Raw genomic sequence first — 17,875 nt, forward strand, 5'->3', positions numbered from 1 at the left:
GGCCGGCCCCCCGCGCCCCGTGGCCGTCCGCTCCCCACACGTTCCGCGCGTGCCGCTTGGCGCGCTTGCCGTGCTGGCCTGCGCGACGCTCCCCGCGCCGCTCGCCGCGCAACGCTCCCCGCGGCGAGCGGCCCGTCCCAACATCGTCCTCATCTTCCCCGACAATCTCGGGTGGGGCGAGGTGGGCGCGTACGGCAGTGTGCGCGGCGTTCCGACTCCACACATCGACAGCATCGCAGCGCAGGGGGCTCGCCTCGACAACTTCAACGTCGAGTTCTCCTGCACCGTGTCGCGCGCGGCGATGATGACGGGACGATACGCGGTGCGCACCGGCGCCACGCAGGGGACGGGCTTCACGCTGTGGGAGACGACGATCGCCGAAGCGCTCAAGCCGCTCGGCTACGCGACGGCGCTCTACGGCAAGTGGCACCTTGGGGGGACCAACTGGATCGACCATCGGACCCCCATCGATCAGGGGTTCGACGAATGGTACGGCATCCCCAACACCAGCAACGAGGCGCAATGGATGCAGGCGCCGGAGCTCAAGGCCAACCCGGCTGATTCTTCCTTCATCTGGGAGCAGAAGGCCGGTGAGGCGCCGCGGCGCGTGAGCGTCTTCGACACCGAAACGCGACGGCTGGTCGATCGCGAGGCGGCACGACGCGGCGTGACCTTCATCGAGAAGCACGCACGCGCCGGGACGCCGTTCTTCCTGTACTACCCGATGACGCAGCTCCACTTCCCGACGCTGTCGCACCCCGACTTTGCCGGGAAGACGCGCGCCGGCGACATCGGCGATGCCATGGCCGATGTGGACTACAACGTGGGGCTCATCACGGGCGCGCTCAAGCGCCTCAAGCTCGACGACAACACGCTGGTCATCTGGTGCACCGACAATGGCGCCGAGGGGCGGCGGCCGTGGCGCGGGACGTCCGGGGTCTGGCGCGGCTTCTACAACACCGTCATGGAAGGAGGCGTGCGCACGCCCTGCGTCGTGCGCTGGACGGGGCGCATACCGCGCGGGCAGACGCTCGACGGCATCGTGCACGAGATGGACCTCTTCCCCACGATTGCAGCTGCGGTGGGCGCCGACATCGTCCCGAAGGACCGGGCCTTCGACGGCGTGAACCAGCTCCCCTACCTCGAGAAGCGACAGGCCACGTCAGCGCGCGAAACAGTGCTCATGTTCACCGGCAACGACGTGCGGGCGGTGAAGTGGAACGACTGGAAGTTCCACTATGCCTTCCAGCCCGAGCCACGCGTGACCGAGCCACCGTTGATGCGCCTGTTCAACCTGCGCTCCGACCCGCGCGAGGAGACCGACATCAAGGCGGTGCACCCGTGGGCGCTCGCGCACTTCGATCGCCTGGTCGGCGCCTTCACCGAGAGCACCCGGCGGTATCCCAACGTCCCCATCGGGGCCAAGGATCCCTACACACCGCCAGCCACGCGATAGCCCGGCAGGATGCGCCGGCCTCCGCGTGCCTAACGTCAGCGTCGGACGTAGAGCGTGCGGACCACGTCGGGGGCCCGGGCTCCCGGGCGCGCGGTCTCCATCAGCAGCCGCCCCGACTCGTCGAGGGTGAGCCGCTGTCGTACCTCGGTCGGCGCCCCCCCGATCTCGGGCGGGTTGGGGTACAGCGTCGTGATCACCAGCGTGGCGCCGTCCCAGCGCACTCGCGAGCGGAGCACCAATTCGGCGTGCGCGATGTTGATGCGTTGGCGCGTTTCGCTCCCGTCGAGCGCGAAGTCGTAGCGGAGCTTGGGCTGGAGGTCGTACGACGAGAAGTGCACGACCTCGACGACCAGCGAGTCGGCTGTTTGCCGGATCGTGAAGGGCGAACCCCAGCCACCCCCCATGTTGCCGATCGGGAAGCGCGCATCGCCGGTGGCGGCCACGGTCGGGCGCTCGGGGGCGCTGTCGACCCTGGCCCACGCGCCGGCAAACGACGGGGGCATCTGGGCGCGCGCCGACGTGGCAGCCGCCAGCAACAACAGGGGGAGCAGGGCGAGGCGCGACATGGGCTCGTCAGTCGGGAGGGACGTGGGCCCGAACATAGCGCCTCACCTCGTCGGCGGCCAATCTCCGTCGCGCCATCCCGATGGGTGCGGCTTCCGGACGCTCGATCCTGGCATCACGGATCGACGACCCCATCCGTCCCCTACAGATAGAACAGCAGGTCGAGCGACGGCGGGGCGACACCCTGTGATCGTAGCAACACGCACAGCTGCGCCGTGTGACGGATTTCGTGGATCATCACATGCGAGAGCAGCGCGCCCACCGTCAGCTGCTTCTCCGGCCAGTCCTCCAGCGGAACCACGCGCGCCAGGTCATGCTCCGTGAGTGACGCGAGGTAGCGCAGCGTCTCCCCCTCGACCACGCGCCAGTAGTCGAGCAGCGTGCCAAGCGGAATGGCCGCGAACGACGGCCCGGCGTCGCGAAGCTCGGGGATGGCGCGCTGCAGCATCTGTCCGCCCCGGATGTCGCCGTTGATCCACCCATCCTCGACCTCGGCGATGTGAAACACGTAGTCCTTGAGGCACTCGAACCGAACACCCTCGATGAGGGGACGTGAGAGCAGTGCGTCAGGGACCGCCTCGAGGGTGCGCCAGAGGTCTCGCCGTGCGCGGGTGAGGTAGTCGTAGGTGGCGGCGATATTCACGAGGGGCCTCGCGTGAGGGGCTGCGGCACGTTTGGGGGAGCGGGCGACGGCGGCGCACCCGAATGCAACCGGGCGCGCTGCAGTTCGCCGGCGGGCGGGCGGTACCAGCTGAAGACGCTCAGCACCAGGAGGCCGGCGATGATCGGCAGGTACGTCGCAAGGTTGGCGGCCTTCGCCCATCGGCGCGCCTGGTCGGCGGGAATGCTCCGGGCCGCGCTCCAGCGTTCCAGGCGAATGGAGACGAGCAGGAAGGGCACGCAGAGGATGGCGGCCGCCAGGTACACCTGCCACCGCTTGGCGTTAGGCATGAGCCACGCCGACGAGAGGGGGACGAGGAGGAACTGGCCCAGCGCCGACGACTGGACCAGGGAGGCCAGCGCCATCCCCAGCGTCATCTCCACCAGGACCAGGACCAACCAGGTCAACGGGATGCCGATGATCGTCGATCGGGCGTTGGCCACCAACGAGAGTCTGGCACACTCGAGGTACGGCAGGGCCAGGAGGCGTCGCGCCACGAGGGCCTCGACCACGACGATCGGGACGAACAGCGCCCACGCTGGCGGCCAGACGAGCATCAACATCGGGATGCCGGCATCGGCGCGCGCCACCGTGGGCCACGCGACGAGAAGCGCCATGGCCGCGCCAATCATGGCACGGCCACGCGTGGGCGATGGACGCAATCCAGCCTGTGGGGTGGTCGTCACGCTTCGGTGTGGGATCGGGGTGCGCCACTTCGCGTCGCGACGTGTCGGACGGGTGACGCACCGAAGCTTCGCCACACCGTGCTGCAGGTGCAAGCGGGCGACAGGGGCAAGCGCCGGACGTGCTCTCCACGAAGCGCGCTCGACCGTCCCCGACCATCCGCCACCACGTGGCCCGACCGACAACGCGTACCAGTGGCCACCACCGGCCGCCCTACCCGTGAACTGCGTGCATTCAGCGGAGGGTCAACAGGCGCGCCGGCGTCGCCACGAGGATCTGGTGCATGTCTGCCTCGCTGAAGCCGCGACGCCGCATCAGCGGAACGACGTTCCGGAAGACGTGCCCATAGCCATGCCCCCCGAGCTTGACCAGGCGCGAGCGATAGCAGATGTCCTGGCTGATCGCAATCTGGCCCAGGTGCCCTCGCCCCTTCAACCTGCCTAACGTCGCCACGCGCACCCCATCGTTGGGCATGTCGATGTCCGACAGCTTGTAGTACGTCGTCTCCATGCCGAACAGGTCGAACTCGAGCACCAACCCCGTGTCGGCCAGCCGGAAGAGGCGGTCATCGTCGAAGATCGTGCGGTCGATGTGGCTCATCACCACGCGCGACATGTCCACGCCGCGCGCGCGCAGGAAGTCGGCGACCTCCTGCGGCTGGTCGGGGTGCCGCCCGGGATGCACCGTGAGCGCCGCCCCGCTCTGCTGCATCGCCAGCACCGCCCCTTCCATCACGCGCTGCTCCATCGGCGTCCACGGCGCCTGGCACCCGATCTCGCCGATGATCCCGGCCCGCACGCTGGTCCCCCACGCCCCCTGTTGCAGCTGTCCGAGCATCTCGGCCGCGAAGCTCTCCACCGTGCGCGCGGCGTTCTCTGGCGCCTGGTAGTCATCCACATACCAGCCGCACCCCATCACCACGTGCACGTCGGCACGACGCGACGCCTCGGCGAGCCCCAACGGGTCGGGATGCAGGCCGCCACACGAAAGATCGACCACGCTGCGCCCCCCGTCGGCGCGCAGGCGCGTGAGCTCGGCGACCGCCAGCTCCACCTGGTCAAGGATCAGGTTGCCCGGGGCGTGCACCTCGCCGTAGTCGATGGCAAAGCGCTCCTCCATGGGGATGTCGTAGCCACGGAGTCCGTCCGCGCGCCACGCCGGAGGACGGATGTCACACAACACATGCTCGTGCAGCAGCGTTGCCCCCAGTGCGTCGGGAGCGATCGGGCCAAGCACCGTCTGGATGAAGCCGGCCACCGGGCCTCCAACTATCGCGTGTGGGTGATGGCAGCGTAGGCACGCGCATACGCCGAGCGTGCACCGACCAGCCCGGCGATCGCCAACGGGATCGTGACGAGCGGCAGGAGCGCCAGCGATCGTCCGACGGCCAGATCGTCGTGAAAGATGCGGTCGGTGCCGAGTGCCACGAGCAATGGACCAAGTGTCAGCCCCAGCAGGTTCGAGATCAAGAGATAGAGCGCCACCACCTGCCCGCGCATCTCCGGCGGGGTGACCATCGCGAACGAGGTGCTGGCGATGCCGTAGGGATACCCCTGCGCAAAGGCGAGCGCCACGGCGCCAAGCATCGCGAGCGCGAGCGTGGGGGCGAGGGCAAAGGCCGGGACCACGATCGCAAAGGCGATCGCCCCACCCATCGCCGCGGCAATTGGCGCGTCGGCGCGGCCCTTCGCCGCCAACCGGTCCACGAGCCACCCCGCGCCCACGACCCCCAGCGGCCCCGCGAAGAGCATGATCATCCCGAGCCGGATCCCCGCATCGGCCGATGCGAGGGCGTGTACGCGCACCAGCACCGTCGGGGCCCAGGCCAGCGAGCCGTAGGCCAGCACGGTGATCGCCGTGAAGGCGACGATGACGCCGGTGTACACATCGCGCCGCGCCCACACCCAGGCCAGCGAGGCACGAACGCCGAGCTGTGGCGTCGATGGCGCTGCGGCGCCATGCCGCGGCTCATGCACGAAGAGCAGGAGGAGCGCCACGAGCCACCCCGGCGCCCCAACCACCAGCAGTACCGCCCGCCAGCCGCTCGTGATGCCTAACGCGCGCAACCACTCCAACCCGCCGGCATCATAGGCAGCGAGCAGCCACCCGCCCGCCAGCAGCGCGAGCGCCGACCCAACGAAGATCCCCGCCTGGAAGAGGGCGATCGCCCGCCCGACGCGCGACCGTGGGAATCGGTCGGACAGCAAGGACACCGCAGCCGGCGCGAGCGCCGCTTCGCCCACCGCCACCCCCATGCGAGCGATGAACAGGTGCGCGTAGTCGCTGGCAAACGCCGACGCGACCGTCATCCCGCTCCACACCGCGATCCCCGCCGCCATGAGGCGCGGTCGATGCGTGCGATCGGCCAATCGCCCGAGCGGGAGACCGAGGATGGCGTACAGGCTGGCGAACGCGAGTCCCTGCAGCAGGCTCACCTGCACGTCGGAGATGCCAAGCTCCGCACGCATCGGCTTCACCAGGAGGGTCAGCACCTGACGGTCGACGAACGACAGACTGTTGGCGAGAAACAGCACGATCGCCAACGACCACGCGCCCTGCGTGCGCTCGCGCTCCATCATCGGCTCGCTCGCGGGCGCGCTCGCATGCTCACCCGCACGCGCCCCCCTCGGCCACCCACAGCGACAGCCACTCCGCCACGAGCGCAGGTTTCGACGATCCCTCGATCTCGACCATCACGGCAAACCTGAACAGCTCGCCCGTCTCGCGCGACTCGGCCTCCGTCAGCACCACGCGACCGCGGATGCGCGAGTCGACGGGGACCGGCGAGACGAAGCGGACACGATCGAAACCGTAGTTGAGCGGGAAGCCGGCATGTCGCGTGTCGCCCGCCATCGCATTCGCCGTGATGTCGTGCAGGAATCGGGTCAGGAGCGAGAGCGTCAGGAAGCCGTGCGCGATGGGGCGGCCGTAGGGACTGTGCTGGTGGCACCACTCCGGATCGTTATGCAACGGCTCGATGTCGTCGGTGACGGAGCCGAAGCCGTCGATGCGCGCTTGCGTGATCAGGTACCAGTCGGAGACGCCGAGTTCGGTCCCGACGCGGGCGCGCAGCGCCCCCCTGGCGGCGACGGCCGAACTTCCGGACGGTGAGGCGTTGGACGGCGACGGGGACACGGGATCCTCGGGCAGGTTGACACGACCCAAAAAGCTAGTGAGCATTCACAAATGCGCTAGTGAACACTCTTCACGGGGGATCGATGAACCGGCGTGACCTGCGATCGACGGCGACGAGGGGCGATGGACTGACGATGCTGGGTTTATGGCCCCTCGCGGCCGCTGCGGTCGCCCTCCTGCTCGCGGGAGCCCCGGCCCACAGTCAGCCCCCTTCCACGACGGTCGAGGTGCGATACACCGCGTACGGCATGCCCCACGTGCGCGCCTCGACCCTCGCGGGGGCCGGCGAGGGATATGGCTGGGCCTTCGCGCGCGAGAACCTCTGCCTGACGATGGAGAAGATCGTGACGCTCTCCGGGGACCGCAGCCGCTACATCGGCCCCGACAGCGGCTACGTCGACGACTTCGTGGGCGTGCGACTCACCAACGTGGAGAGCGATGCCGTCTATCGCTACCTGCTCGACGCCGAGGCGGTGGCTGCCGTGCGACGCGCCGCCTCGGCCGACGTGCGGGCCCTGTTGCGCGGCTATGTGGCCGGCTTCAACCGGCACGTGCGCGGCACGCCGATGCCTAACGAATGGTGCCGCGACCGATCGTGGTTCCGCCCCGTCACCGAGGACGACATCTGGCGGCGCGTGACGCAGGTGCCGCTCATCATGACCTCGATGCTGCTCCTGCGCGAGATCGCGAGCGCCGCCCCGCCGGGTGCGCGCGTGGGCAACGTCTCGTCGCCGCTGCGTCACGACATCTTCCTCGCCCTGGCCCAGCGCGGCGGTCCCACGGGGGGCTCCAACGCCCTCGGTGCCGGGCGCGCGCTGCTCGGCCCGAACGGCGGGGGCTTCACCTTCTCCAATCCGCACTTCCCCTGGCGAGGCACCGAGCGCCTCTATGCCATGCACCTGACGGTCCCGGGACGCCTCGACCTCTTCGGCTCCACCCTCTACGGCGTCCCCGTGCCGATGATCGGTTTCTCCGAGTCCATCGGCTGGTCCGATACGCACACCACCGACAAGCGCAGCACCATCTACGAACTCACCCTCGACCCGTCGGACCCCACGCGCTATCGCGTGGGAGACTCGACGGTGGCCATGCGCGCCGTCACCGTCCGCATCCCCACGAGCTCCGACGTGCGCACGCACACGATCTGGGAAACGCGCTACGGCCCGATCATCGTTACTCCCAACCTCCCGTGGACCCGGGAGCGCGCGTACGCCTTCGCCGATCCGGAACGGGGGAACGTGCGCATGGCCGACACCTTCCTCGCCATTGCCCGCGCGAAGTCGGTCCATGGCATTCGCGACGCGCTCTTCAAGTACCACGGATCGCCGTGGTCGAACATCACGGCCGCCGACCGGCACGGCGAGGTCTTCTTCGCCAACATCTCCGTCGCCGGCTACGTCACCGACGCGCAGCTGGCCCGTTGCACCGTGCGCAGCGCCGCGCGGCAGTACGAGGACCTGGCCGACGTCACCGTGCTCGACGGATCGGACCCGCAGTGCGCCTGGACCCGCGATCCCCGCGCCCCGCAGCCGGGGATCATCCCCGCACAGCTGCGCCCGTGGACCATTCGCCGGGACGTGACGCTCAACTCCAACGACTCCCACTGGTTCTCGACCCCATCTCCCGCGGGAGCGCTCGAGGGATTCCTCAAGGTCATCGGTCCCGAGCGCACGGCGCGCGGCGAGCGTTCGCGGGTGGCGGCGCTGTACGCACAGGGGTTCACCCCGCCGTCAGGGGCACCGCTCACCCCGGCCGCGTGGGAGCAGCGCTTCTTTAGTTCGCGCAACCTCACCGCCGAACTCGTGCTCGACGACCTGCTCGCCGATTGCCGGGCGACGCCGCGCGTCACCCTGGAGGGAGGGGCCGCCGTCGATCTCACCGAGGGCTGTCGCGTCTTGGGGGCATGGGACCGCACCGACCGCCTGGAGTCGCGCGGCTCCGCGCTCTTCGCGGAGTTCGCGCGGAACATCGAGCGTGTTCCCATGACCGGCTTCGCCTTTGCGCCGCGGTTCTGGCGCGTCCCGTTCGACCCCGCCGACCCCGTCGGGACTCCGCGAGGGCTCGTGCCATCGGACGAAACGCGACGGGCGCTGGCGCGCGCGGTGGCGCGCTTCACCGGCGGCCAGGTCGCGCTCGACGCGCCGCTGGGCGAGGTGCAGGCCTCGTCGCGTGGCGGGCGCCGCCTCCCCGTCTCGGGGGCCAGCTACACGTACCATATGGTATCCCCCGGCGCCTTCGAGGTCGGCAAGGGGATCACCGAGATTCGCACCGGCGACAGCTACATCCACGCCGTCACGTTGGGACCGCGCGGGCCGCACGGACGCTTTATTGTCACCTACTCGCAATCCACCAACACCGCCTCGCCACACTTCGCCGACATGACCGAGGTGTACTCGAAGCAGCAGTGGATCGACGTCGCGTTTACGCCGGCAGAAATCGCGGCGGCGCAGGTGGGGCCCGTGGTCCGCTGGAAGCGGTAGCGGCGGCCGCGCAGGACGCTGCGCTACGGTGTCGCCCTCGCGCGCCGTACGCCCCGCCACCGGGCCGCGTACGGGAGCGCGAACAGGTAGAGCCCCGTCACCAGCAGGACGATCAACGGGATGAGCGCCAGGAGGCCGATCCAGAAGTCCTGTCGCTTCTGGAACAGCGCCACGAGGTTCACGACCACCGCTCCGGTGAAGGCGAGTGACAACCACCGGTGCGCCGAGCGCATCCAGCCATTCCAGTTCATGCGATCCTCCCGAGCAGTTCGACGAGCCTGTCCCCCATCATTCTCCAGCCGTAGCGTGCGCCGCCGAAGTTGCGCTTCTGGTCCTCGCGGAAACCCGACTGCGTCAGCTCCAGGTGCGTCCCGGTGGTCGTGGGCGTGAGCGTGAACGTCACCACCGTGTCGAGTTCCCCCACGACCCACGTGTAGCGGAGCTTCCGCTCGGCTTCGATCTCGACGAACCGGCACTGCACGACGCCGTCCCATCCGGGCTGCGGTGGTGCATGGAAGGCAAAGGTCGCCCCCGGTGCGAGTTCCACCCCGATCGTCGGGAGGAGCCACTGTGACAGAAGCTCGGGGTCGGTGAGCGCGCGCCAGACCTTTGCCGGCGGGTGAGGCAGGTCGAAGTCGAAGGCGATCGAGTCCGACTGCGACGGGGCCGTCTTGTCGTGTGGCGTCATGGGTCCATCCGCTCCAGAAGTCCTTCGAGTCGGTCGATGCGCTCTGTCCAGAACGCGCGGTAGTGCTGGATCCAATCGGTGAGTGGCTTCAGTCCCTCGGGCTCGACCCGGTAGTAGACCGAGCGCCCCGCCTTCCGCCCCCGCACCAGGCCGGCGGCCCGCAAGGTGGCGAGATGCTGCGACACCGCTGGCTGCGAGATGTCGAATTTCGCCGTGAGTTCTTTCACCGCCGCTTCGCCCCGCGTCAGCGATTCGAAGATTGCCCGGCGACTAGGGTCCGCGAGTGCGTGGAAGATCCGGTTCTCGGCCGCGGCAGTGTTGGACATGTGCTATTCATAAGTCCAGCCTTATGTGTTGTCAAGCCGCTCGACTCTCCCTGCCGACTTGTGCTCGTCAACTTTGCGTTGTAAAGTACTTCGCAATCCTTACCCGAGGCGACGCTCCGATGGGCACTGGCATCACGGCTACCGCAACCGGCGAGGGAGTGCGCGAGCGTGCGCGCACCCCGCGCCGCATCCTCGTCGAGGGCGCCTCGCTCGGCATCCTGGCCGACGTCGCCCTCCGAGGGGCGCCGGGCGGATTGGGGTGGACCATCTGGGTCCTCGCGCTCGCCGTGGCGGCGGTCAGCGTCGCGCGCTACGACGGACTCGTCGCCAACCGCGAACAGCGCGGCTGGCTCGCCCTCGCCGTCGCCTGCGCGATTGCCTTTTCCTGGCGCGACGCGGAGGAGCTGCGCGTGGCCAACGTGCTCGGGACGCTCGTTTCGCTCTCGATGTTCGCCATGTCGGCCGCCGGCCTCCCCGCCCCGTCTATCCTGGCGGCGCGACTGCGCGATGTGATCGCCGCCGGCGCCTACACCGTGCGCGACCTGCTGGTCGGCGCGCCCACGCTCGTGGCGCGCGACGCCGACCTCTTCACCCTCCCCGCCGCGCGGGGTGGCGCCTCGTGGACCGCTGTGCGCGCGTTGCTCCTCACGGCGCCGCTCGCCTTCGTCTTCACTGTGCTCCTCTCCCGCGCCGATCCCGTCTTCGCCTCGTTCTTTCGGTTGCCGACGCTCGACGTCGCGCAGATCGTCCCGCATCTGGCTCTTTTCGGGGTCTTCGCCTGGCTCTCTGCCGGCTGGCTACGTGGCGCCGTACTGGCCCTCTCCCCGCGCCCAACCCTCCCGGCGCACCTCCCCATGCGTCTCGGTCACGCCGAGGTGATCGCCTCGCTGGGCACGGTCATCGCGCTGTTCGCCCTCTTCGTGTCGTTGCAGCTGCGGTGGTTCTTCGGCGGCGCCGACGTCGTCCTCGCCACGACGGGACTCACCGTCGCCGAGTACGCGCGGCGGGGCTTCTTCGAGCTGGTGGCCGTGTCGGCGCTGGTGCTCCCGCTCATTCTCGGCACGCGCGCCGCCATCGACGACGCGCGCCTCGTACGGCGACACCGGCAGCTGTCGCTCCTCTTGCTCGTGCTGCTCGCCGCCATCATCGCGTCGGCGGTGCTGCGCATGCGGCTCTATGTGGGGTACTTCGGGCTCACCACCGACCGACTGTACGCCACCGCGCTCATGGGGTGGATCGCCGTCGTGTCGGTGGCCCTGGCGCTGACCGTGCTGCGCGGACGTGCGCGACCGTTTGCGGCGATCGCGGTGCTGTCCGGTTTCGCGGCGCTGGGAGCGCTCAATATCGGCAATCCCGAGTTGATCATTGCGCGCGGGAACCTGTCGCGGACGCCTGATGCGCGCGGGATCGACTACGAGTACCTGACGCGGTTGAGCGGCGATGCGGCGCCGGCCGTGGTGCATGCCCTGCGAGGCGCAGCGCCGTCGGCGCATGCGTGCGCGGGGGCGCGGGCGCTGCGCAAGCGCTGGGTGCGCGTCGAGGACACGTCGTGGAACCTCGGGGCGCGCTTGGGGCGTGGGGCGGTCGAGCAAGGAATGCTGGAGGACGAGGTGGCGCGATTGTGTGCGGGAGTCGCGGTCGGGAGGAACGCGGGAGTCCCGGTCAACGAGCCAGCGTCTCGTGGGCCCTGAATCCGTGTTGCTGCTGCCGATCGCGTGGCGCGCGTTCCCGACGACGCGGCTGCGCCGCGACGCGACGCGTGTGTGCCGCCGCGGCACCCCCGCTCACCTGATGGGCACGAGCGCACGTCAGGATCGTATCGCGATCGCCGGTACGACCTTCACCGCACGGGGATCACCACATCGAAGTTGTTGAACGACTTGTTCCGGAACGTCAGCGGTCCGGCTCCAGCCTTGGGCGTGACCTCCACGTCGATTGTCTCTCCCGGCCCGAACCGCAGCCGCGCCGGGCCAAGCGCCGGCGCACGAACGTCCGCGCCGTCCTTCGCGACGCGACGCCACGTCATCGCGGCGCCTCCTTGCAGTGCCTCCACTTCGACGGCATCGGCCGGTGTGATGTTGATGAAGCGCATGCGATACGTGACGCCCGGTCGCAGCGGCTGCTTGGAGTGATGCGCCACCACCAGCGCCGAATCGCCCACCCCCGCGACGGCAAACAGCACCACGCGATCACGCTCCGCGTCCCACTGCTCTCCCGGGTCCAGGACCACCAGTGCGCCGAAGAGGCCGAGCGACAGCTGCCGCACCTCGCCGAAGTGCGAGTGGTAAATGAACGTGCCCGAGCGCGGAGGGGTGAATCGGGCCACGAACGAGTCACGCGGCGCGATCACCGGGGCAACGTGAGTGGCGCTGCCGCTCCATCCGCCGACACCATCGAAGTAGCTCTCCAGCTCCATTCCGTGCCAATGCACCGATGTCGGGATCGCCAGGCGGTTGTGAACTGTGATCGCGACCGCTTCATCTCGTTGGAGCACAAGTGGAGGTCCGGGAATCTCGATCGAGTCGGCGGCCACAGCTCCTGGGGCCGCGAGCACGAAGCCGATGCCGACCGTATCGCCAAAGACGCGCGAGCGCTGTTGCACCGTGAGCGCGATGCGTCGAGGATTGACCGAAGCACGCTCGGGCGCGGGACCTGTCACGTCGATCCCCATGACGAGTCCCGACATTCCGTGCACGGCATTCTCGGGATGCACGTCCGCTGCCAACCGGGTCGTGTCGCCGCGCAGGCTGGCCGCCCACATCCGCGACGCCACGGGGAGTTCCCGTTCCTGCACGTGATCGACGTGGAAGGCGTCGTGGCAGTGGAAGAGCCACCGCCCGGCGCGTAACGGGCTCCAGGTGATCGACATCGTCTCCTTCAGCCCCAGCAGCTCGGTGACTGCCAAACGCTGCTGTGCTGTCGTATACGCCGTGTCCCCCGTTCGCGTGCCCCGCGCGTCGACGCGAAAGTACGCACCGTGCAGGTGCATCGGGTGCAGGCTCCCGGCGAAGTTGATCACGCGCCAATGCACGGAGTCCCCGACGGCCACCTGCAGCCGCTCCGTGTGCGGCCACATCTTGCCGTTCATCGCCAGCAGGAAGGTGGAATCGCCGTCGATTGGCGGCGCACCGGCCCAGGCGGTGATCGCGAAGATTCGATCCGGTGGCGCATTCACCGAGTCCACCACGATGACGCCACTGAGCTGTCCTCCGCGTCCGCCGCTCCAGGACTGGGCTCCTCGCCGCGTGCTCCCGAAATATCCGTAGAGCCCTGGTCGCTCGCCCCGGAACAGCGCGCGTCCCGTATCGCCAGGTGCGACGACCAGGGTGTCGGGCGATCGCGGATCGCGCAGGCCGGCAACGAGCAGCGTATCGCGTAGCCGGTTGACCAGGGTGATCGACACCGAGTCACCGACCGGGACGCGAAGCAATGGCCCCGGAACCGACGGTTCCTTTCCTGCCTCCGCAAAGGTCGCCACTTCGAGCGCGGGACCGTCGTCCGCCGACGGACGCCAGAACGCCTGACGTGCCTCGAGCGCCACGATGAGCGTTTTCCCTGCTCGTGTCCCGACGCTCACCCGCAGGTCGTTCGGCTGCGCGGTCGGAGTGGGCTCGACCGCCGGCGCGGGCGCATCACATGCCATGAGGACGGCGAGCAGCGTGGCCACTGTCGCTCGACGTCGCACAACGTCGGGCGAGTGCCTAACGTGCGGCCGCCGTGTGTCTGCGTGAGGCCATTCAGCGCGGAGGGGCAGCATGCGCTCTCGTGAGGGAGGGGCGGCGAAGATCGCCGCTGGGGACGATGTAGGGCACCGGGGACGGAGTCAACACACCTCTCCCTCCCGGAGGTGATCCCCTCGGCCTACGGCCTGAACCCGAACCCCACCCGTCCTACCTTCCGCAGCGGCGCCGCCAGGTTGGCGAACTCGCACAACAGGGCCCGTGTCTCGCTCGGCGCGATGATCTCCTCGACGCCGAACTTTTCTGCCGTCCGGAAGGGCGACCGCACCCGGTTGAGCCGTTCCGTGATCTCGCGCCGAGCCGCGTCGCGATCGTCGGCGGCGTCGAGTTGCGCCTTGTACGCCACTTCGATCCCGCCCTCGATCGGGAGCGACCCCCAGTCCCCCGACGGCCAGGCGTAGCGGTACTTGAAGCGCGTGTGGTTCGACATCCCGCCGGCCGCAACACCGAACGCCTTGCGGACGATGACCGTGCACCACGGGACGGTCGCCTGGTACACGGTGGCGAGGGCGCGACCGCCATGCCGCAACGTCCCCGCCTTCTCTGCCTCGACGCCGATCATGAGCCCCGGGATGTCCACGAAGTTCACCACCGGCAGGTGAAACGATTCGGCTAACTCGACAAAGCGGGTGAGCTTTTGCGCTGCCTCGGCTGTCCAGGCGCCAGCGCTGACGCTGACGTCGCTGGCCACCACCGCCACCGGCCAGCCATCGAGGCGAGCGAAGGCCGTGATGATCGAACCGCCCCAGCGGCGCCCGATCTCGAAGAGCGAGTCGCGGTCGACGATGGCCTCGAGGATGGGACGCATCTTGTAGGTCAGCCGCCGGTCGCGCGGAATGGCGCCATCGAGCCAGCGTTCGCTGCGATCGGCGGGGTCGTCCGCTGTCACGCGGTCGCTCACGGCGTCGACGGACGACGGCAGGTACGACAGGAAGCGCCGCGCCAGCGCCAGCGCTCCCGCCTCGTCGTCGGCCAGGTCGTCGACCGCGCCGCTGCGCGCATGCACCTCCGCCCCACCCAACTCGTCCTTGGTCACCGCGCGCCCCGCGGCGGTGACCAGTGCCGGGCCGGCGGCGAACATCTGCCCGATCCCCTTCACCAGCACCGAGTAGTGCGACGACACCAGCCGCGCCGCCCCCAGCCCCGCCACCGGCCCCAGCCCTAACGAGACCACCGGGACCGTCGCCAGGTTGTCGACCAACCAGTCCCACCCCGGCAGCGCCGGGATGTAGGTGAAGCCGCTCGTCTCGAGCGTCTTGACCGATCCGCCACCGCCCGTCCCGTCGATGAGGCGCACGATGGGGAGGCGCAGCTCGTTGGCCATCTGTTCCGCCTGCACCTGCTTCTCGTGGATCGTCGCCTCGGCCGCGCCGCCGCGGATGGTGAAGTCGTCCGCCGCCACCACGATCGGACGCGCGTCGATGCGTCCACGTCCGAGGATGAAGTTGGCCGGGGTGTAGTGCGCCAGCGTCCCGTCGTCGTTGTAGCTGGCGACGCCGGAAATGCTCCCGATCTCGCGAAACGTCCCGGCGTCGAGCAGGGCGTCGATGCGCTCGCGGACCGTGAGTTTCCCCTTCGCCTTCTGCAGCGCGACCTTCTCCGCCCCGCCCATCTCCTGCGCCATGCGCTGCCGTTCACGCAGCGCCGCGATCTCCGGGTCCCACGTCTGCTCGCTCACGGCCTACAGGGTGCGCGCGATGAGTTCCTTCATGATCTCGTTGGTGCCGCCATAGATGCGCTGCACGCGCGCGTCGGCAAACATGCGGCACACGAGGTATTCGTTCATGTAGCCGTAGCCGCCGTGCAGCTGCACGCAGTCGTCGAGCACCTTCTGCTGCATGTCGGTGGTCCACCACTTGGCCATCGCCGCGGTCGCCGTGTCGAGCGTCCCGGACGCCACGCGGGCCACGCAATCGTCGACGAACGAACGCGCCACGCGGGCGATCGTCGCTGCCTCGGCCAGGGTGAAGCGCGAGTGCTGGAAGTCGCCGATCGCCTTGCCGAACGCCTGGCGCTCCTTGACGTACTGGCGCGTGGCGTCGAGCGCCCCTTCCATGGCCGCCACCGCGGCCACGGCGATGATCATTCGCTCGTAGGGGAGGTCAAACATCATCTGGGAGAAGCCACGCCCGGGCACCTCGCCTAACAAGCACGACGCCGGGACGCGCACATCCTCGAAGATCAGCTCCGCCGTGTCCTGCGCCTTGAGCCCCATCTTGTCGAGGATGCGCCCCACCCGATACCCGGGGAGGTCCTTCGTCTCCACCATCAGCATCGAGATCCCCTTCGCGCGTTCCGACGAGTCGGTCTTGACCGCCAGCGCGATGAACGACGTGAGGTAGCCGTTGGTGATGAAGAGCTTGGTCCCGTTGATCACGTAGTCGTCGCCATCGCGCTCCGCGCGCGTCTGGATCGACTGCAGATCCGACCCGGCTCCCGCTTCCGACATCGCGATCGAACCGATCAGCTCCCCACTCGCCAGGCGCGGCAGCCAGCGCTGCTTCTGCGCCTCGGTGCCATGGTTCAGCACATAGTGCGCGCAGATGCTGTGCACCCCGGCGCCGAAGCCGCTGATCCCGCGACGCGACAACTCCTCGTGCAGGATCGCCTCGTGGAAGAAGGTCCCCCCCATCCCGCCGTACTCGGTCGGGATGTCGATGCAGAGGAGCCCCTGTTCGCCAGCGCGGCGCCAGATGTCAGTACCCACATGCTGCTGCTTGCGCCACGCGGGGTCGTTCGGGACCATTGCCTCCTCCACGAAGGCGGCGACGCTCTGGCGGAAGAGGGCGAGTTCTTCGGCGTCAGCGGTGGGGGACGAGGAGGGAGAGCCAGCGTGCGAGGTCATGGGACCGTGAGAGGCAGAGGGCGGCGCGCCGGTGACCGTGGCGCGCGGTTGCTCGGGAGCGATCGGACGAAGGTGTGGCGGAGTTGGCGTCGGCGGAATCCCATGTGGGCCGCGAGCCATTCGCCGCCTGCGGTCGTGCGTCCTGCTCGGCTAGGGCCAGCGCCTCGTCAACCGGCGCTCGTCCTCGGCGGTGAGTGGAAAGAACCTAGCGTTACCTGACGCGAAGTCCACCGGGCGGCAGGACGCTGGCCGGCCGCACATGAGCGTGGTGGCGTCGCCGTTGTGCTCGAGTCCCAGGACGTGCCCGAGTTCATGGGCGATCACGTTCCGCACCGTGTTCGGCAGCGAGAGCGGCCACACGTCCGCTCGCCGAATCCCCACCGCGCCGAGTTGGCCGGGGCGCCAACGAACACCGAAGGAAATCAGATCGGTCTGCGACAGCGCGATGACGATGTCGGCGGGCACTGCCGACAGGGTCCGCCGCAGCGTCGACGTCGCCGGCCCGGCACCGAGCACCGCTTCGCCGCTGGCCGCGCGCAGGAGTGCGTCTGGAATCGAGTCGGTGCGGACAACCGGTGCGTCCAATCGAAAGCGCCGCCCGAGGCGCAAGAACTCCGCATTCCAGTAGTCAACCGCCTCACGTGCCGCCGAGATGCGCGGATCGTTTGTCCGCCCGATGATCGCGACCCGTAGCCGAGGACCGGCTGCATCCTGCCGGAGCGCCAACGAATCGACGCGCCCTGAGTCGCGAAGGCGACAGGCAGCGACGCTGAGCGAGAGCAGGGTGAGCGCGAGCCGTCGGGTGCAGCACCGCGACATCACGTCGATGCGCCTCACGTTCTTCCTAGCGAAACAGCGCATCCCGCAACTCCCCCCGCCAACTCCGTGCCCAGCTGGTAGATGCCGAATGCCGCCGCCAGCTGCCAGTACGCCCACGTGAAGCCGCGCGCTTTCATCGCATCGCGCTTCGCCAGCTGCCGCCAGATGGCGACGAGATCGTCGGTGAGGCGGAGCCCCCACGCGCCTTCGTTCGTCGCCTCGAGGATGTTCCCGAGGTTGATGCCGCGACCCAGGGCGAGCGCGATGGCGGGGGCGTCGCCGGGCACTGCAGCTGACGGCGTCTCGATGGTCGGCGGAGCGTCTGGAGTGCGACACCCCGACGCGAAGACCGTCCACGCGACGGCGGCGGAGCAGAGCGTTCGGGAGATGCGCATCATCGGCTGACGCATGATGGGCGCCTCGGACGCCGGGGGGAAGGTCGCGCGTGCGTTCGCCCGACGGGTGCGGTGTCGCCTC

The 17,875-nt window shown here is 69.1% G+C and carries 17 protein-coding genes; 3 read left to right on the forward strand and 14 right to left on the reverse strand.

Annotation, left to right across the window (positions count from 1 at the left end):
• The first annotated feature begins 49 nt into the window (after positions 1-49).
• Positions 50-1,456 (forward strand): sulfatase-like hydrolase/transferase, encoded by a 1,407-nt coding sequence (locus IPN47_15605; GenBank protein ID MBK9409440.1) that lies wholly within the window; start codon positions 50-52, stop codon positions 1,454-1,456.
• Positions 1,457-1,491: 35 nt separating this feature from the next.
• On the opposite strand, the gene IPN47_15610 is transcribed toward IPN47_15605, so the two are convergent.
• The 6 genes from IPN47_15610 to IPN47_15635 all read right to left on the reverse strand — a co-directional run bounded on the left by IPN47_15610 (position 1,492) and on the right by IPN47_15635 (position 6,545).
• A complete protein-coding gene (locus tag IPN47_15610) occupies positions 1,492-2,022 on the reverse strand; it encodes a hypothetical protein (GenBank protein MBK9409441.1) in 531 nt (176 codons plus the stop codon).
• 140 nt (positions 2,023-2,162) lie between these two features.
• A complete protein-coding gene (locus IPN47_15615) occupies positions 2,163-2,663 on the reverse strand; it encodes a DinB family protein (GenBank protein ID MBK9409442.1) in 501 nt (166 codons plus the stop codon).
• Positions 2,660-3,298, reverse strand: a complete 639-nt coding sequence (locus IPN47_15620; protein MBK9409443.1) for a hypothetical protein — start codon at positions 3,296-3,298, stop codon at positions 2,660-2,662. The genes IPN47_15615 and IPN47_15620 overlap by 4 nt, the downstream gene beginning before the upstream one ends.
• Before the next feature lie 301 nt (positions 3,299-3,599).
• Positions 3,600-4,637, reverse strand: a complete 1,038-nt coding sequence (locus IPN47_15625; protein ID MBK9409444.1) for an aryldialkylphosphatase — start codon at positions 4,635-4,637, stop codon at positions 3,600-3,602.
• Complete coding sequence (locus IPN47_15630; protein MBK9409445.1) at positions 4,634-5,944, reverse strand: MFS transporter; 1,311 nt, start codon at positions 5,942-5,944, stop codon at positions 4,634-4,636. The genes IPN47_15625 and IPN47_15630 overlap by 4 nt, the downstream gene beginning before the upstream one ends.
• 28 nt (positions 5,945-5,972) lie before the next feature.
• Complete coding sequence (locus tag IPN47_15635) at positions 5,973-6,545, reverse strand: MaoC family dehydratase (GenBank protein MBK9409446.1); 573 nt, start codon at positions 6,543-6,545, stop codon at positions 5,973-5,975.
• Between the two features lie 182 nt (positions 6,546-6,727).
• Here IPN47_15635 and IPN47_15640 point away from each other — a divergent pair, with 182 nt between their 5' ends.
• Entirely contained in the window at positions 6,728-8,980 is a 2,253-nt protein-coding gene (locus IPN47_15640; GenBank protein ID MBK9409447.1) for a penicillin acylase family protein, read from the forward strand.
• A gap of 23 nt (positions 8,981-9,003) precedes the next feature.
• Here the strand turns inward: IPN47_15640 and IPN47_15645 are convergent, their stop codons facing one another.
• From IPN47_15645 to IPN47_15655, 3 genes are read right to left on the reverse strand one after another with little or no spacing between them, the layout of a single operon-like run.
• Positions 9,004-9,231 carry a hypothetical protein gene (locus IPN47_15645; protein ID MBK9409448.1) on the reverse strand — a complete coding sequence of 76 codons (228 nt, stop codon included), beginning with the start codon at positions 9,229-9,231 and terminating at the stop codon, positions 9,004-9,006.
• Positions 9,228-9,668, reverse strand: coding sequence for an SRPBCC domain-containing protein (locus tag IPN47_15650; protein MBK9409449.1), 441 nt, complete (start codon positions 9,666-9,668; stop codon positions 9,228-9,230). The genes IPN47_15645 and IPN47_15650 overlap by 4 nt, the downstream gene beginning before the upstream one ends.
• Positions 9,665-9,994 carry a winged helix-turn-helix transcriptional regulator gene (locus IPN47_15655; GenBank protein MBK9409450.1) on the reverse strand — a complete coding sequence of 110 codons (330 nt, stop codon included), beginning with the start codon at positions 9,992-9,994 and terminating at the stop codon, positions 9,665-9,667. Before IPN47_15655 ends, IPN47_15650 begins: the two co-directional genes overlap by 4 nt.
• A 119-nt stretch (positions 9,995-10,113) precedes the next feature.
• Between IPN47_15655 and IPN47_15660 the strand changes: the two genes are divergently transcribed.
• On the forward strand, positions 10,114-11,685 hold the full coding sequence (locus tag IPN47_15660) for a DUF4173 domain-containing protein (GenBank protein MBK9409451.1): 1,572 nt from the start codon (positions 10,114-10,116) through the stop codon (positions 11,683-11,685).
• A 149-nt stretch (positions 11,686-11,834) separates the two neighbouring features.
• Here the strand turns inward: IPN47_15660 and IPN47_15665 are convergent, their stop codons facing one another.
• From IPN47_15665 to IPN47_15685, 5 genes are all read right to left on the reverse strand, one after another.
• On the reverse strand, positions 11,835-13,661 hold the full coding sequence (locus IPN47_15665; GenBank protein MBK9409452.1) for a multicopper oxidase domain-containing protein: 1,827 nt from the start codon (positions 13,659-13,661) through the stop codon (positions 11,835-11,837).
• 194 nt (positions 13,662-13,855) lie between these two features.
• Positions 13,856-15,358 carry a methylmalonyl-CoA carboxyltransferase gene (locus tag IPN47_15670; protein MBK9409453.1) on the reverse strand — a complete coding sequence of 501 codons (1,503 nt, stop codon included), beginning with the start codon at positions 15,356-15,358 and terminating at the stop codon, positions 13,856-13,858.
• Between the two features lie 57 nt (positions 15,359-15,415).
• On the reverse strand, positions 15,416-16,579 hold the full coding sequence (locus IPN47_15675) for an acyl-CoA dehydrogenase family protein (protein ID MBK9409454.1): 1,164 nt from the start codon (positions 16,577-16,579) through the stop codon (positions 15,416-15,418).
• Positions 16,580-16,729: 150 nt separating this feature from the next.
• Positions 16,730-17,416 (reverse strand): hypothetical protein, encoded by a 687-nt coding sequence (locus tag IPN47_15680; GenBank protein MBK9409455.1) that lies wholly within the window; start codon positions 17,414-17,416, stop codon positions 16,730-16,732.
• Positions 17,413-17,808 carry a hypothetical protein gene (locus tag IPN47_15685; GenBank protein ID MBK9409456.1) on the reverse strand — a complete coding sequence of 132 codons (396 nt, stop codon included), beginning with the start codon at positions 17,806-17,808 and terminating at the stop codon, positions 17,413-17,415. Before IPN47_15685 ends, IPN47_15680 begins: the two co-directional genes overlap by 4 nt.
• Between the last annotated feature and the right edge of the window lie 67 nt (positions 17,809-17,875).

The sequence above is a fragment of the Gemmatimonadota bacterium genome, assembly GCA_016719105.1.
Classification (GTDB): domain Bacteria; phylum Gemmatimonadota; class Gemmatimonadetes; order Gemmatimonadales; family Gemmatimonadaceae; genus SCN-70-22.

Bases quoted from the DNA above. Each gene is read 5' to 3' on its own strand.
- IPN47_15650 (MBK9409449.1), bottom strand. From the start codon at position 9,668: ATGACGCCACACGACAAGACGGCCCCGTCGCAGTCGGACTCGATCGCC.
- IPN47_15660 (MBK9409451.1), top strand. From the start codon at position 10,114: ATGGGCACTGGCATCACGGCTACCGCAACCGGCGAGGGAGTGCGCGAG.
- IPN47_15670 (MBK9409453.1), bottom strand. From the start codon at position 15,358: ATGGCGCAGGAGATGGGCGGGGCGGAGAAGGTCGCGCTGCAGAAGGCG.
- IPN47_15620 (MBK9409443.1), bottom strand. From the start codon at position 3,298: ATGGCGCTTCTCGTCGCGTGGCCCACGGTGGCGCGCGCCGATGCCGGC.
- IPN47_15685 (MBK9409456.1), bottom strand. From the start codon at position 17,808: ATGCGTCAGCCGATGATGCGCATCTCCCGAACGCTCTGCTCCGCCGCC.
- IPN47_15655 (MBK9409450.1), bottom strand. From the start codon at position 9,994: ATGTCCAACACTGCCGCGGCCGAGAACCGGATCTTCCACGCACTCGCG.
- IPN47_15630 (MBK9409445.1), bottom strand. From the start codon at position 5,944: ATGATGGAGCGCGAGCGCACGCAGGGCGCGTGGTCGTTGGCGATCGTG.
- IPN47_15645 (MBK9409448.1), bottom strand. From the start codon at position 9,231: ATGAACTGGAATGGCTGGATGCGCTCGGCGCACCGGTGGTTGTCACTC.
- IPN47_15610 (MBK9409441.1), bottom strand. From the start codon at position 2,022: ATGTCGCGCCTCGCCCTGCTCCCCCTGTTGTTGCTGGCGGCTGCCACG.
- IPN47_15675 (MBK9409454.1), bottom strand. From the start codon at position 16,579: ATGACCTCGCACGCTGGCTCTCCCTCCTCGTCCCCCACCGCTGACGCC.
- IPN47_15635 (MBK9409446.1), bottom strand. From the start codon at position 6,545: ATGCTCACTAGCTTTTTGGGTCGTGTCAACCTGCCCGAGGATCCCGTG.